Origin of the sequence: Acinetobacter sp. 8I-beige, assembly GCF_902505955.1 — a bacterium.
Lineage (GTDB): Bacteria > Pseudomonadota > Gammaproteobacteria > Pseudomonadales > Moraxellaceae > Acinetobacter > Acinetobacter johnsonii.
In genome coordinates this window covers 614,938-629,614 of the sequence record NZ_LR732792.1, presented here as the reverse complement: position 1 = coordinate 629,614, position 14,677 = coordinate 614,938, and the positions used below count along the sequence as shown (strand labels likewise).

The 14,677-nt window shown below is 42.1% G+C and carries 14 protein-coding genes; 8 read left to right on the top strand and 6 right to left on the bottom strand.

Annotated elements, in window-relative coordinates; translation table 11 throughout:
* Window positions 1-23 precede the first annotated feature (23 nt).
* A complete protein-coding gene (locus GVX98_RS13370; protein ID WP_171503371.1) occupies window positions 24-2,642 on the top strand; it encodes a M66 family metalloprotease in 2,619 nt (872 codons plus the stop codon).
* Between the two features lie 235 nt (window positions 2,643-2,877).
* On the opposite strand, the gene rpsT is transcribed toward GVX98_RS13370, so the two are convergent.
* Window positions 2,878-3,144, bottom strand: a complete 267-nt coding sequence (rpsT, locus tag GVX98_RS13365) for a 30S ribosomal protein S20 (protein WP_004696602.1) — start codon at window positions 3,142-3,144, stop codon at window positions 2,878-2,880.
* Between the two features lie 213 nt (window positions 3,145-3,357).
* On the opposite strand from rpsT, the gene GVX98_RS13360 reads away from it, so the two are divergent.
* The 3 genes from GVX98_RS13360 to GVX98_RS13350 are packed head-to-tail and all read left to right on the top strand — an operon-like array spanning window position 3,358 to window position 5,373.
* The gene (locus tag GVX98_RS13360; protein ID WP_159128366.1) at window positions 3,358-4,023 is read left to right on the top strand and encodes a nucleoside-diphosphate sugar epimerase; all 666 of its coding nucleotides are present in this window, start codon (window positions 3,358-3,360) and stop codon (window positions 4,021-4,023) included.
* Window positions 4,024-4,031: 8 nt separating this feature from the next.
* A complete protein-coding gene (gene rraA / locus GVX98_RS13355) occupies window positions 4,032-4,544 on the top strand; it encodes a ribonuclease E activity regulator RraA (protein ID WP_159128365.1) in 513 nt (170 codons plus the stop codon).
* A gap of 49 nt (window positions 4,545-4,593) precedes the next feature.
* Window positions 4,594-5,373 (top strand): glutathione S-transferase N-terminal domain-containing protein, encoded by a 780-nt coding sequence (locus GVX98_RS13350; protein ID WP_004696607.1) that lies wholly within the window; start codon window positions 4,594-4,596, stop codon window positions 5,371-5,373.
* 157 nt (window positions 5,374-5,530) lie between these two features.
* Here GVX98_RS13350 and GVX98_RS13345 read toward each other — a convergent pair whose 3' ends face one another.
* Both GVX98_RS13345 and GVX98_RS13340 read right to left on the bottom strand, forming a co-directional pair.
* Complete coding sequence (locus GVX98_RS13345; protein WP_159128364.1) at window positions 5,531-6,442, bottom strand: alpha/beta fold hydrolase; 912 nt, start codon at window positions 6,440-6,442, stop codon at window positions 5,531-5,533.
* Window positions 6,443-6,464: 22 nt separating this feature from the next.
* Window positions 6,465-7,004 carry a PadR family transcriptional regulator gene (locus GVX98_RS13340; RefSeq protein WP_159128722.1) on the bottom strand — a complete coding sequence of 180 codons (540 nt, stop codon included), beginning with the start codon at window positions 7,002-7,004 and terminating at the stop codon, window positions 6,465-6,467.
* Window positions 7,005-7,174: 170 nt separating this feature from the next.
* Between GVX98_RS13340 and GVX98_RS13335 the strand changes: the two genes are divergently transcribed.
* From GVX98_RS13335 to GVX98_RS13325, 3 genes are all read left to right on the top strand, one after another.
* Window positions 7,175-9,199, top strand: a complete 2,025-nt coding sequence (locus GVX98_RS13335) for an NADPH-dependent 2,4-dienoyl-CoA reductase (protein ID WP_159128363.1) — start codon at window positions 7,175-7,177, stop codon at window positions 9,197-9,199.
* 191 nt (window positions 9,200-9,390) lie between these two features.
* A complete protein-coding gene (locus GVX98_RS13330; RefSeq protein WP_159128362.1) occupies window positions 9,391-9,804 on the top strand; it encodes a nuclear transport factor 2 family protein in 414 nt (137 codons plus the stop codon).
* 80 nt (window positions 9,805-9,884) lie between these two features.
* Window positions 9,885-10,982, top strand: a complete 1,098-nt coding sequence (locus GVX98_RS13325) for a YheT family hydrolase (protein ID WP_159128361.1) — start codon at window positions 9,885-9,887, stop codon at window positions 10,980-10,982.
* A gap of 60 nt (window positions 10,983-11,042) precedes the next feature.
* On the opposite strand, the gene GVX98_RS13320 is transcribed toward GVX98_RS13325, so the two are convergent.
* A complete protein-coding gene (locus GVX98_RS13320) occupies window positions 11,043-12,212 on the bottom strand; it encodes an MFS transporter (RefSeq protein WP_159128360.1) in 1,170 nt (389 codons plus the stop codon).
* An 8-nt stretch (window positions 12,213-12,220) separates the two neighbouring features.
* A complete protein-coding gene (dkgB, locus tag GVX98_RS13315) occupies window positions 12,221-13,027 on the bottom strand; it encodes a 2,5-didehydrogluconate reductase DkgB (RefSeq protein WP_159128359.1) in 807 nt (268 codons plus the stop codon).
* Window positions 13,028-13,137: 110 nt separating this feature from the next.
* Between dkgB and GVX98_RS13310 the strand changes: the two genes are divergently transcribed.
* Window positions 13,138-14,028 carry a LysR family transcriptional regulator gene (locus GVX98_RS13310; protein WP_159128358.1) on the top strand — a complete coding sequence of 297 codons (891 nt, stop codon included), beginning with the start codon at window positions 13,138-13,140 and terminating at the stop codon, window positions 14,026-14,028.
* Between the two features lie 59 nt (window positions 14,029-14,087).
* Here GVX98_RS13310 and GVX98_RS13305 read toward each other — a convergent pair whose 3' ends face one another.
* On the bottom strand, window positions 14,088-14,474 hold the full coding sequence (locus GVX98_RS13305) for an internalin (protein WP_159128357.1): 387 nt from the start codon (window positions 14,472-14,474) through the stop codon (window positions 14,088-14,090).
* Between the last annotated feature and the right edge of the window lie 203 nt (window positions 14,475-14,677).

Below are 14,677 nucleotides of genomic sequence, written 5' to 3'. Positions count from 1 at the left end.
TAAGCCTTTGTGTTGTAACGCTGATGCTTGCTGCGTGTGGTGGTGGAGAGAGTGGAACTGAAAACTCTACAACGCCTGTAGTAAAAACCTATGCTGAGCCTACACAGGATGTGGCTGATGTAAATACATTGGGTTATTTTGATTACGATGCAAACTCAAAAACACGTGTGATACGAAATGACTTAACTGGTAACTTCGAAGCAATGCTGCAATTTGGTCAGAGTCATGTGGTTGATCCAAATGGTAATGAAAGTAAAAAAATGCCGCGTCTGACGATGGAAAAAGAAGCGCTATTGTTAGTTACACCAAGTGATAGCATGGGGAAAATTGATGGTCTGAGTGCTGATATTTACATGAATAATCAGTTGCTCCGCACAGTTACATTTAACGATCCAACTCAGATTCCTCAGTCTGATCAAACCAATACCGATGAGCGTGCGCGTGTGCAATATAGTAAGCGTGCGTGGAGTGCTCGACTCAATTGGGATGAAATACGTCCAGGTTTGCGTATTCAGCTCAAAGATTCTCTTGGACGTCAGGGACAAATTACGGAAGATAAAATTGATTTTGCCTCTCCGGGAGAGTTGGTCTTAAATAATATTCGTATCGGTATGTTAACTGCTCCTCCTGTTTCCAATGGTCACTATATGCTGAATGATCCTGTTCGGGCAGGTTCAGATTACTTTCAAACGATTCCAGCTGCTGAAATGACCGTTGCAAAATATGATGATATTCAGTTGGATCGCGTCATGATTGCAGACGGGACCATTTACGATACTGTAAGTGCTAGCCAAGGCGGGGTTTATGATGGTGACATGCGTGAAAACGTGGGTAAGTCGACATTTAGCGTGGGCATTAACCTAGCAAACTGGGGCATTACCAGTGCTTCGATGGCAAGTCAGAATCAACCACAATTAACCCAAACCGTAGTTGCACACCATAGTCGTGGAAAATATGCCAATGGCGAAAGTAATCATGGTTTAAGTGGTGGTAACGGCATGCTGACGTTGTATGATTCTGTTGGAAATGAGTTTAGTCATGAAATTGGACACCATTATGGACTGGGGCATTATCCTGGGCAGGAAGGTGATAACCAGTTTTGGACTTCACATCATGCAGATAGTGGTTGGGGTTATATTCCGTATCGCAATATGATGCGGGGTAATTTGATTTGGAATAATAAGGATTTATGGGCTGCTTCTACAGGAATTGCAAATTTCTTAGCTTTATATCCACATAGCCGAGATGCAATGTCTGGCGGTTATGCATCAAGCTCAGTTTCACGTTATACCCACTATACGGGCTATAGCACTTATTTAAAAATTCAACCGCACTTTAACCGTTATGTGTGGGACAAGACTTCACCGACGGGTTATAAAAAATGGAATGAAGTCACACGGCAGATGGAAGTGGCTCAACCTACTATGCCAGATTCTGCTGCACCTGTTTGGTATCAACCAAAGCAAAACTATTTACGCCCACGTGTCTTTGGTGAGCCTGTAGTGACTATTTTGGGTGGCTATGACCCTGTTGCAAAGGTTGGGCTACTCTATCCTGCGGCACGTTCAAACTGGGGCAATGTCTATGATTTACCTGCTGCAAATACTGCGGTAAATCAGGATGCATGTTGGTTAAATGTACAGTATCCAAATACAGTAACTAATATTGCGCTGGCTCCGACACGATTAGGTAGTAATGCCAATAAATTGCATGTCAATTTAGCGCTTGCAGATCATCCTCAGAAAGTTGATTTATATTGTAAGCAGGTCAATGCTGCTGCCAAATTATTATCGACGACAGTGATTCCCCAATATGCTACGGCTATTACACCTACTGTTAAGATTGGGAAAGCACAGGGTTATAAAGCCTTACGCGATGTAGAGTTGCCTCTACTTGAGCAAGAGCTACTGAATCAAGCGGCGAACAATATTATTGTTTTGTCACCAAACGGTTTAATGCTTTATCAGGCTTATAAATCGTATAAAAATGAGATGAGTTTAGCTGCACAGCAGGTACTTGAGCGTTATGAAGAGCAAGAAACTAGGTGGATGCGTTTAAATCGTTGGGTAAATGTTTATTATGATGATTTGGCCAAAGATGTACCTGCTGCGATTGATGCACTCAAGGCTTTTATCAAACAGCTGGGTTTACAACAAGATGACCCACTTGCACATAGTGGATTGTTGAAAAATAACAAGAATTGCTTGAAAACAGAGCTGGCATCTAACCAAAAAATGGATGTTTACATTAGTGGCCCGTCGGCTTGTACTGCTGATGAGACCGAGCAGTGGGTTTATGACAGTTTAGGGCGTATCCATAGCAAGGCGGCTATGGGGCAGTGTCTAACGGGTAATGGGGGAAGTGCTAAAGTCACCTTGACTGACTGTATGGTGAATAATGCAGCACAAGTGTGGTCAATGGATGCCACGACGTCTGCTATTAAACAATCAGGACAGTGCTTAGATTTAAACTCGGGTAATTTGGTAAATAACCGTCAGATTGCAATTCGATATGGCTGCTCTGGAAATAATAATCAAAGATGGACAATGCTGAACCAAAATACAAGCTTGATTTTAGCTGGGGCAACATCAAGAAATATTGGTATTTTAGTGAAAAACCTGAAAACTCAATCTTTGAATTAAACCACTGCTCATATGGTTAAATGATTGAACATGAAATGAAAACGAGCTCCCTAAAGGGGGGCTTTTTTTGTAAGTAGATGTTCTCATAAGTGCTAGAGAGCGCTTGCTAGATTTTATTTGAGTTTTAAGCTGTATTATTAATTACAGATGTACTGAAAAAGGTGTGCACATTATGAAAGTTCAAAAAATAGATACAAAAAAAGCCCTTTAAAAAGGGCTTTTTTTAATGCATAAATTAGTTAGCTAAAGCTTTAACTTGTGCATTTAAACGGCTCTTATGACGAGCAGCTTTGTTCTTATGGATGATGCCTTTATCAGCCATACGGTCGATTACTGGTACAGCAGTTTTGTATGCTTCAGAAGCAACTGCGTAATCACCAGCAGCGATAGCAGCTACTGTACGTTTGATGTAAGTACGAACCATAGAACGTAAGCTTGCGTTGTGTTTGCGTGCTTTAACGTTTTGACGAGCACGTTTTTTAGCTTGAGCAGAGTTTGCCACTCGTGCACTCCTTGAAATAGATTGGTCTGGGCGGGCTGAAATTCAAACTGAAAACCACATCAGAAGAACAATCACCAGCCCGTAAACAAGTGGCATATTTTGATTAATATACGCAGTGAAGTCAAGTCTTGACATGCTTTGACTATATTTAAGATACATAAAAATTCTAAAGAAAAGGTAAGATTAGCCATCTGCATGGGAGTTTGTATAAAAATGACACAAAATATAGAACAAGCGCTTGTGATTGGAGCAACGGGTTTGGTGGGCTTAAACCTGATTCAACAATTACAACAACTGCCAAGTTGTAGCAAAATACTGGCTGTGGTCAGAAAGCATAATGTGCAGCTCGATCACTATGACAAAGTTCAGCAACTGGAGCTGGATGATTTTTTATTACTCAACCATGAGGATGTTCAGGGCTACAGTCATGCTTTTAGTTGTTTGGGGACGACTTTAAAGAAAGCTGGCTCAAAAGAGCAGTTTTATGCCATCGACTATGTGGTGAATGCACATTTTGCGGAATTGTTTGTTTTGACCAAAACGCATTATGTGTTGATTAGTGCCTTGGGTGCGCAAGCCAATTCAAAAATTTTCTATAATCGCGTCAAAGGTGAGCTTGAAGAGACTATTCGCGAACTCGATTTATATAAGGTCAGTATTTTGCAGCCGTCCTTACTTATCGGACAGCGTAATGAAGGTCGCATGTTGGAAGATATATTCCAAAAGGCCTATACCAAACTATCGCATTTTATACCAAAGCATTTTAAATATAAGCCAGTGACAGCAGAACAAGTGGCTCATACTATGGTCGAGGCTGCCCAAACGCAGACCGAGAAATTTGAAATATATGATAATTTACGCATACAAAAGACAAAATGAGGGGAAGTGTGGTGACGACAGCATTTGTGACATGCGATTTATTGGATGATCATCCTGAACTTGATTTACAAGTGGTCAGTCCATCGATGGATGGTAAGTTCTTTAGGAGCTATGGTGCACGTAAAACCTTTGGTGGTCAGGTGGTTACGGTTAAATGCTTTGAAGATAACTCACGAGTGAAAGAGCTGTTAGCAACAGATGGTACAGGTAAAGTATTGGTTGTGGATGGTGGCGCTTCGATGCGCTGTGCATTGATGGGAGACTTGATTGCAGAGTCAGCAGTCAAAAATCACTGGAATGGTGTGGTGATTTATGGCTGTGTCCGTGATGTAGATGCCATTGCTGAACTAGATTTAGGGGTGCATGCTTTAGCTGCTACTCCACAAAAAAGTAACCGTAAAGGTGTAGGGGAAGTTGATATCAGCCTGCATTTTGGTGGTGTCACCATTCAATCAGGTCATTATCTCTATGCGGATAATAACGGTATTGTCATTGCAAAAGAAAAACTGGTCGATGCATAAGTAGCAACCAGACTCATAACAACATAAACAAAAGATATGGACGTGTAATATGGTGAAGCATCAAATTAAAGTGATTCAGGCTCTTTTTTCGGGGCTTGCGCAAGGTGGGCGTGGTGTAACTGGAACGCCGCATCCTAAACAACCTGAGCAACCTTTAAAGCTCTATGAGTTTGAAGGCTCGCCATATTGTCGTCGTGTGCGTGAAGTACTGACTTTGTTGAACTTGGATTATGAAGTGTATCCATGTCCTAAGGGTGGAACTAAATATCGTCCTTTGGTGAAACAGTTGGGTGGGAAAACCCAATTTCCTTTTTTACTCGATGAAAATACAGACACAAAGCTATACGAGTCTGAAGATATTATTCACTACTTGTTTGAACAATATGGTCGCAGTGGTAAAACACCGAAAAAGTATGCACATTATCCCAAAACACCTTATGTTGCTTATGTCGGGACATTGGTAAATGGTGCGAGTGGGGTGTGGATCAACAAGAGTATTAAAGATCGCGTAGCGCCAGAACAGCTGTTACAACTTTGGGGATTTGAAGCCAGTCCTTATACTCGGATTGTCCGTGGTTTGCTGACCGAGTTGGAGCTCCCTTTTAAGTTTCATAATGTGCCTAAAGAACGTTGGCAAGATCAAGGCCCAGCAGTACTGCGTTTAAAGCCGGGCAAATATGTACCTTTGGCAGGTGGAAAGCGTGAGCAAGTCATGCAGGTGATGGGACGTGATATTCAAGTGCCATATTTGGTTGATCCGAATACCGAAACAGCTTTGTTTGAGTCGGCGGATATTGTTGCTTATCTCAAGCAGACCTATGCAGCATAAGAAAAAGGCATCTCTTAGAGATGCCTTTTTTAATTCCTAAGCATTGATGTTTTATAGGGTTGATCTGATTTTTGTCATTACAATGGAATGATGAAGTGTGTTTATCTTCAGCTGTTATAAAAATATTCATCATTTGGCTTGATAGTGCGACACACATTTAAACGTCTGTAGCCTTGAGGAAACGTGTAATTTCTTGGGAAAATTTGAGCGGTTCACTCAATAAAGGTGTATGCCCCGATTTTTTAAAGATTACTGTTTGGGCATGAGGCACGCTTGAGGCAATCAGCTTTTGCCCTTGAGCAGGATAAAGTTTTGAGTCTTCACCAATAAAAAATGTAGCCGGTCGGTCAATCTGACTGAGCGAACTGCGATAGTCTTCTTGATGGTCAAGATAATTTTGAATATACCAAGCCATATAGTCTAAACGCTGGATTGGGAGCATGAATTTTTGCAAGTGTGGCTGTTGAAATGCTTTTTGAAATAAAGCCGCAGTTCGAGATGGTGTGGCTTGCAGTTGAATAAAAGCCAACCATTGCTTGACCAGTTCTGTACGCTTGGACGCTGTTAAGTCTGAGACCAAACGGTACTGTGCATTTTGGGCCAATAGGTCTGCAATGTTTTGTAGGATAGCTTTGAAATCGGCATGCTTTTCAGCAAATAAACCATGCGGCCAGTCTGCATCAACGCTAATCTTGGGGGTTTGGTCGATGTGTAAATAGCTGCGGATATGGTTTTGAAAGCGACCATATTGCATGCCATGCATGGCTGTCGTGGCACCCATAGAATAGGCAATCACATGAAATGCTGTATCAGCATATTGTTTTAGAAAGCAGTTTAAATCTTGCCAGTGGCTGGAAATCGCATCCAGTGTGGGAATTTTGCACTCTGCTGAACCACCAAAACCCCGCCAGTCAGGAATGTAAAAACGATACTTTTTACGGTGCTGATATAAAAAAGGCAGCCATTGCCAACTTTGCATTCCTAAACCAGATAAGACCAGTACAGGTGTACCTTGTCCAAATTCTCGAACATAGAGTTTTTCGCCATCTGGCATTAAATAATGTGGCATGGTCAATCCTTTGCGTGGCTTATTATTTTTCGAAGTTTTTAAGCGCTGGAATCATGGTCTCTAGCCACTCAATCCAACCACATTCTAAATTAATTCCAAGTTGTAAAATCATTTTATGGATGTATAAGGTACGATCATTTTCTTCAGCATGACCAAAGTCTTTGGCAAAAATGCTTTGGTAAATTTGTAATTTTTCTTTGTGTAGGACGAGATGTCGTTCAAGTTCAGGTAAAACCGTGTTGCCGCCAAGCTGAGCTTCAACACGCAGCCTCACCATCAGTTCTTCACGGAGCTGGGCAGGTGGACTCTGCTTTACCAGCCAGTCGGCAAGTTCTGTACGTCCAAGCTGTTCTGCCTGATAGGTTTTTTTACGCGAGGTTGCACCATCATCTTCTATTGTTGAAATCCAGCCTTTGCTTTGCATAGCGCTGAGTTCTCTATATATCTGTTGATGTGTAGCATTCCAAAAGAAGCCCATAGAACGGTCAAAACGACGCGCTAACTCAATACCTGTGCTTGGTTTTTCAATCAAACTGGTCAATAAAACATGAGCTAATGACATTTCGGTAATATTTCGCAAATAAAATGGACGTAGAGTCATTATGCAACATGTTGCATAAAAAACAAATCTCGATTATAAAGATAAACATTATGCAACTTGTTGCATTAAATAATTTGATCTAACCTTGTATTTAAAAATACCAGCCAGCGAAAGCACGCCAAGGAGTACACATGTCTAATTATCCGCATTTACTTGCGCCTTTAGATTTAGGCTTTACCACATTAAAAAACCGCGTATTAATGGGATCTATGCACGTTGGACTTGAAGAAGTTGAAGGTGGTTATGATCGCATGGCGGCATTTTATGCAGAGCGTGCCGCTGGCGGTGTAGGACTCATTGTAACAGGGGGTATTTCACCGAATGATCATGGTGTGACTTTTCACGGTGGTTCTAAATTAGATACTTTAGAAGAAGCGGAAAAGCATAAAGTCATCACACAAGCCGTACATGATGCGGGTGGTAAAATTGCATTACAGATTTTACATACTGGTCGTTATTCTTATCAGGCTGAAAACGTTGCACCTTCTGCAATTCAAGCGCCGATTAACCCTGTAAAACCCCATGCTCTTACTTCTGCTGAAGTGAATCAGACTATTGCAGACTTTGTGAATTGTGCAAAATTGTCACAAGTTGCTGGCTATGATGGTGTTGAAATCATGGGTTCAGAAGGCTACTTAATCAATGAATTTATCGCGGCACGTACCAATCATCGTGATGATGAATGGGGCGGAAGCTATGAAAATCGTATTCGTTTTCCGATTGAAATCGTAAAACGCACTCGTGCAGAAGTCGGTGAAAACTTTATTATTATTTATCGTCTTTCAATGTTGGATTTGGTTGAAGGTGGTTCGACTTTAGAAGAAGTGATTCAGCTTGCCAAAGAAATTGAAAAGGCGGGTGCAACCATTATCAACACAGGTATTGGTTGGCATGAAGCGCGTATTCCAACGATTGCAACCAAAGTGCCACGTGCGGCATTTACATGGGTGACCAAGAAGCTAAAAGGTTCGGTTCAAATTCCTTTAGTGACATCTAACCGTATTAATACCCCTGAAATGGCTGAACATGTTTTGGCTCAGGGGGATGCGGATATGGTGTCGATGGCACGCCCAATGCTTGCAGACGCTGAGTTTGTACTCAAAGCAGAACAAGGTCGTAGTGATGAAATCAATACGTGTATTGGTTGTAACCAAGCCTGTTTAGATCAAATTTTCTCCATGCAAATTGCGACGTGTTTAGTCAACCCGCGTGCATGCTATGAAACTGAACTGATTTTTAAAGAAAGTGCGGCTAAGAAAAATATTGCGGTGATTGGTGCTGGGCCTGCAGGTTTGAGTTTTGCGACTTATGCCGCTGACCGTGGACATCAAGTGACTGTTTTTGATGCAGCCAGTCAGATTGGTGGGCAGTTTAATATTGCGAAGACTATTCCTGGTAAAGAAGAGTTTTACGAAACACTGCGTTATTTCAAACGTAAAATTGAATTACAACCCAATATCAAATTGGTGCTGAATCATACCGTAACTTATGAGGAACTGAGTGCTGAAAGCTATGATGACATCGTGGTTGCAACAGGTGTTACTCCACGTGAGTTGACTATAGAAGGGATTGATCACCCGAAAGTGTTGAGCTATATCGAAGTTCTACGTGAGCGTAAGCCTGTCGGTAAAAAAGTCGCGATTATTGGTGCGGGTGGTATTGGTTTCGATACAGCAGAATACTTAAGCCATGAAGGTGAAAGCGGTAGTTTAAACCCACAAAAATTCTATGATGAGTGGGGAATCGACACCAGCTATGCACATGTCGGTGGCTTAAAACAGCCAGTCTTGGAGCAGTCAGATCGTGAAATTTACCTTCTACAGCGTAAAGCGAAGGCAGTCGGTGCAAGCTTAGGTAAAACCACGGGTTGGATTCACCGTACAGGGCTAAAACATCGCGATGTAAAAATGATTGCAGGTGCAAGCTACGACAAAATTGATGATCAAGGTCTCCACATCACAGTGAATGATCAGCCAACGGTTTTAGAGGTTGATCACGTGATTATCTGTGCAGGACAAGAGTCTTATACTGCGATGTACGATCAGTTAAAAGCCGATGGTAAAAATGTGCATTTGATTGGTGGTGCGAAAGAAGCAGGTGAGTTGGATGCGAAGCGTGCGATTCGTCAAGGCGCTGAACTGGCTGCGACCATTTAATCGATAACAATAATTTATCAGCTTAAAATTTGTAATAAATCTCCCTCTCCTATACGGAGAGGGTTGGGAGAGGTATTTTCTAAAATATTATCCTTTTCCCTCGTGTTGCCTTTTCCATGAAACGTGTGCGGTGTAAGAGAAGGTACCTTTATTGCAGATTTGAGTGGATTCACTTTCATAAGGACATAAGAATGAGTTTAGTAACAACAAAACAAGCATTGGTACGCTGGCATGATATGGTCACGACACGTGATATGAGCATCTTAAATGAGCTTTTAGCAGAAGATGTTGTGTTCCGTTCACCGGTGGCATTTAATCCTTATCCGGGTAAGCAAGTGGTTTTTTTTATTTTAAGTAATGTGATTCAGGTTTTTGAAAACTTTACTTACCACCGTGAATTTTTTACAGAAGATGGTTTAAGTGTCGTCCTTGAGTTTTCTGCCAATGTCGGCGAAAAAAAGCTCAAAGGGATTGACATGATTCGTTTTAATGAGCAAGGTCAAATTGTAGATTTTGAAGTGATGATCCGTCCTAAATCTGGGCTAGAGGCCTTAGCTGTACAAATGGGACAGCGAATGGCAGCTTTTGCACCTCAAGCTGGATGATAAACGTGTGACTTGTTATTTATAGTTAGGCACGAAAATTGATGCATCACCAAGAAAGATAGGAAAAAGAAGGTACTGATATGAATGCTGTGTTCAGTTTGCTAAACCAATTAAGCCAAACGGCGTGGGATCGAGTGACTGGTGCGGAACAACCGAAGCTCTATATTAACCCGCAAGGGCAAATTCAAGAGACTGTTGGGGCGCTTACACAGCTTCAAGAAAAGTACCGACCAACACCGTGGCTATCCAACACGCATGCCCATCTTTTGTATTTTGATGTGATTCGAAAGCGTCGGATTCAATTGGAATACGATCATTTTGATCAGTTAGAGATGCAAGACGGTGGGGTCACAGGTATTATGTGGTTTGGTTATGACTTGCCTGAAGCGACGCCAACGGTTGTGGTTATGCATACGATTACAGGCTCTCCTGAAAGTATGCGTGAGGTGGTGCGTGACTTAAATCGCTATACGGGTTGGCGTGTTGCACTGTGCTTACGCCGTGGACATGCAGACCTTCCAATGCCTGTACCCAAAATGAATCTTTTTGGTTCAACCGATGATTTACGTGAACAAATTGCCTTTATTCAAAGCACATTTCCAAATTCAATGTTGTATGCGGTAGGCTCTTCTGCAGGAACGGGGCTTTTGGTGCGTTACCTAGGCGAAGAAGGGAGTCAAACCCCTTTTAAGGCGGCTTTTGCCCTGTGTCCGGGCTATAACACGGAGTTGGGTTTTGTAAATGTGCATCCCTTTTACAGTAAAGTCATGACCAAGAAACTGTTTAAGAAATTTATTTTTCCCTACCAGCAAACGTGGCAACAAACAGCGTCTGTGTCGCAAGTCTTAATGACCAAAACCTTGGCTGAGTTTGAGTCGAGTTATTATGAAATGGCGGGTTTTGTGGACTATGACAGTTATAACCAGGCTACAAATCCAATTTATGTATTTGAAAATGTCACCATTCCATTGCTGATTTTAAATGCAGAGGATGATCCTGTCTGTCACATTAAAAATTTTGAACCGTATAAAGACATGATCCGTCAAATGCCGAATATTGCGGTAGTGACCACCAAAAAAGGCAGCCATTGTGGCTTCTATGAAGGGGCACTCAATACAGAGTCTTGGGCGACCAAGCTGATTGCGGATTTTTTGAAACTGGAACAACAAAAACACTAAGTATAAAAAAGACCTACAGCTGTGTAGGTCTTTTTTTGATTGGTTCAACAGTGTAAAGGTTTAAACGGCTTCACAGGATTTTTTGCTGAGACCGAACTTCATCTGCAGTAAGACCAAGATCAAGGCCATAAAGCTGAGTGCGGCACCTGCATATGAAACCGCTGCATAGCTGAGTTGCATACTCAGTACCGTTGCACCTGCAAAGGCACCTAAGGCATTGCCTAAGTTAAACGCGCCAATGTTAACTGAAGAGGCGAGACCAGGCGCATCTGCTGCGACTGACATGACGCGCATTTGCAGTGGAGGTACTACCGCAAATGCTGCTGCACCCCAAATCACTAAGCCAATCGCTGCCCCAACGGTTGTTTGCGCTAATACTGGGAAAACAAGCATCATCACCATCAAAAGTACAAGGAAGCCTATCAGGGTTTTCTCTAGGGATAGATCGGCAAACTTTCCACCCAAATGATTACCAATGGAGAAACCGATCCCGATTAAAACCAACATCAAGGTGATGGTTTGCGGTGATGCCTGCATAAATACGTGTAGGCTCGGAGCAATGTAGGTATATAACGCAAACATGGCGCCCGCGCTCATGACTGTGGTTAATAAAGCGAGGACGACAGGCGCACGTGTTAAAACGCGCAATTCTTTTGCTACATTCGGTTTAACCACATCGTGATCTTGCGGGAGTGCTTTCCATAGGGCCAACATGGTCATGATGCCTAAGATTGAAATCGCAGCAAAAGCCATGCGCCAACTGGTATTTTGACTGAGCCACGTCGCAAGTGGCACACCGCCAATATTGGCAATGGTGAGGCCCATAAACATCATGGCGACTGCACTGGCTTGTTTGTCTTTAGGCACAACACTGGCTGCCACCACCGAACCTAAGCCAAAGAATGCACCATGGTTTAAACTGGTAATTAAACGTGCACCCATGAGACTCATATAATCAGGTGCAACGGTTGCCAACACATTCCCAATCGTGAAAATAGCCATCAATAGGATTAAAGCTGTTTTCTTAGGAAAGCGTGCCAGCCATAAGGTCATGAGCGGAGCCCCAATCATGACACCTACTGCATAGGCACTAATCAGCAGTCCAGCTTGTGGAATTGAAACGGACAAATCGTTGGCAATTTCAGGCAAAAAGCCCATGGGTGAAAACTCGGTGGTTCCAATGGCAAAAGCACCCACCGCAAGCGCCAAAAGTGGAAAATTAATTTTCATAGTGATGCTCAATCCCAAATCGGTGCTAATCCCTCAGGACTAACTTCACGTTGATTTCGGTCTAATTGCGTAATTGCCATCATTTCTTCAGCCGACAATTGAATCTCTTGCGCCTTTAAGTTGGACATCAAGTGCTCACGTTTGGTTGAAGACGGTATGACTGCAAAACCACGTTGTAATGCCCAAGCCAAACTAATTTGTGCCGTCGATACCTGATGCTGCTGCGCGATGTGCATTAAAACTGGATCATTCAAAACCTTACCGTAAGCCAGTGTCATATATGAAGTGACATCAATGTTTTGCGCTTGGAGAAAATCAACTAACTTATGGTTTTGTAGATAGGGACTGAGTTCGATTTGGTTGGTTGCGATGTTTTCTAGCCCAATACTCTCAATCGCCTGTTGAGTCAGCTCAATATTGAAGTTAGAAATACCAATGTGTTCGGTCAAACCTTGTTGTTTCGCTTCCAATAAGTTCTGCATGAGTTCTGTAATGTTCACACCTGTACTTGGGGCAGGCCAGTGGATCAAGGTTAGATTCACAGTATCGGTTTTTAGTTTATGCAAACTTTCTTTTAAGCTTGGAATCAATTTTTCTGCTGGGTAATTTTCCGTCCAGATTTTTGTGGTGAGAAAAAGATCTTGACGATTGATACCACTGAGTTCAATGGCTTGACCAACTTCGGCTTCATTACCATAGATTTGAGCAGTATCGACCGCACGATAACCGACTTCTAGTGCAGTTTTCACAGACTGAATGGCAGTGTCACCTGTTAAACGGAAAGTGCCTAGGCCGAATTGAGGAACGATATTCATTTTTTACTCGATAACTTGTTTCATGGAATGAGGCTATTTTGTAGAAAAAAGACTTGCTTAAAAACTGGGTAATTTGCAAAATATTATTGACTATTAATCAATAATTACACATGAAATCTACCATAGAAGAATTAACGGCTTTTGTGAGCATTGTTGATAGTGGCTCTATCGTCAAAGCTGCGCAGCAATTGGATCAAACCACATCGGGTGTCAGCCGAGCCTTGCACCGTCTAGAGTCAAAGTTGAATGTGACTTTGCTGGAACGAACGACACGGAAGCTCAAGCTGACCTATGAAGGGCAGCAGTTTTTGACAAAGGCACGTAAAATTTTACTCGACCTGACCGAAGCTGAAGAAAGTCTGCAAAATAATGATGCTGAGGCGTCTGGTTTAATTCGGATTGATTCAGCAACGCCTTTTGTGCTGCATGTGATTGTGCCGCTGATTGAAGAGTTTATGCAGCGCTACCCAAAAATTGATATAGAAATTACCAATCACGATCAGGTTATAGACTTACTTGAACATAAAACCGATGTCGCGATTAGGTTTGGTGAGTTAGCGGATTCCAGCTTACATGCCAAGCTGCTTTGTAAAAGTCGGTTATATATTGTGGCTAGTCCTGTTTATGCGCAAAAACATGGTCTACCTAAAAATGCAGCAGAATTAAGCTCACATACTTTGCTTGGTTTTAGTCAGCCTGCACATTTAAATACGTGGCCTATTCAGTTGGAGGATGAACCTTTAACCATTCAGGCCAAAATTAAATGTTCAAATGGTGAAACTGTTCGTCAGTTGGCATTGCAGGGGGCAGGGATTGCCTGTTTGTCACGTTTTATGGTCGAGCAAGATATTCAAGATGGGCGGTTTATTGCTTTGTTGGAAGATCAAATTCAGATCAAAGAGCAGAAAATACATGCGGTCTACTATCAACAAAACTATGTGCCAAAGCGTATTCGCTTGTTTATCGACTTTCTTGCAGAAAAATTAAAAGCCTATTTATAAGCCAGCATTAAAAAAACCCGATATCAATCGGGTTTTTTTAATCATCTAAATAGCGATGATTAGTTTTCTAAAGCTGGTGTCGCTGCTGCAATGGCTGCTGCAACCGCATCGTCTTCAGTTTGCGTATTTGGGTTTGTATTACTTGGACGTGCTTGCGTTGGTTTTTCTTCAGCTTTAGGTGCAGGCTGAGCTGCTGGAGCAGGTGCTGGCGTTTCACGACGGATTTCAGTAGTGGTATTCGGCGTTTCTTCGCGAATCACTTCAACTTGCGCTGGAATCTCAGGCTCAGACGCTGCTAAAGGTTGAAGTTCAACAGTTTGTTGTTGCTCTGAAGTAACGACTTCAACTTGTTCTTGTTCATCTTCTTTAGGTGCTTCTTTCTTTACACATGCTGTTAATAGTAAGCCTGCTGCAATGGCACCACAAATTAAAAGTTTTTTATTCATAATTACATAAAATCGAGTGTTTGAAGGATCGTGCCATTATAACAGCAAAATGCAAGATGAAAATCCTATGAACTTAGCTTAATTTTATCTGCCAAATGCTGATAGAATATCCAATTGTTTATTGTTCTATGAATTGATGCGGATTGACTTTGCTTTATTGGTACAAGGTAAAGTAAAATTGCGCAACATTGCAGGCCGAATTA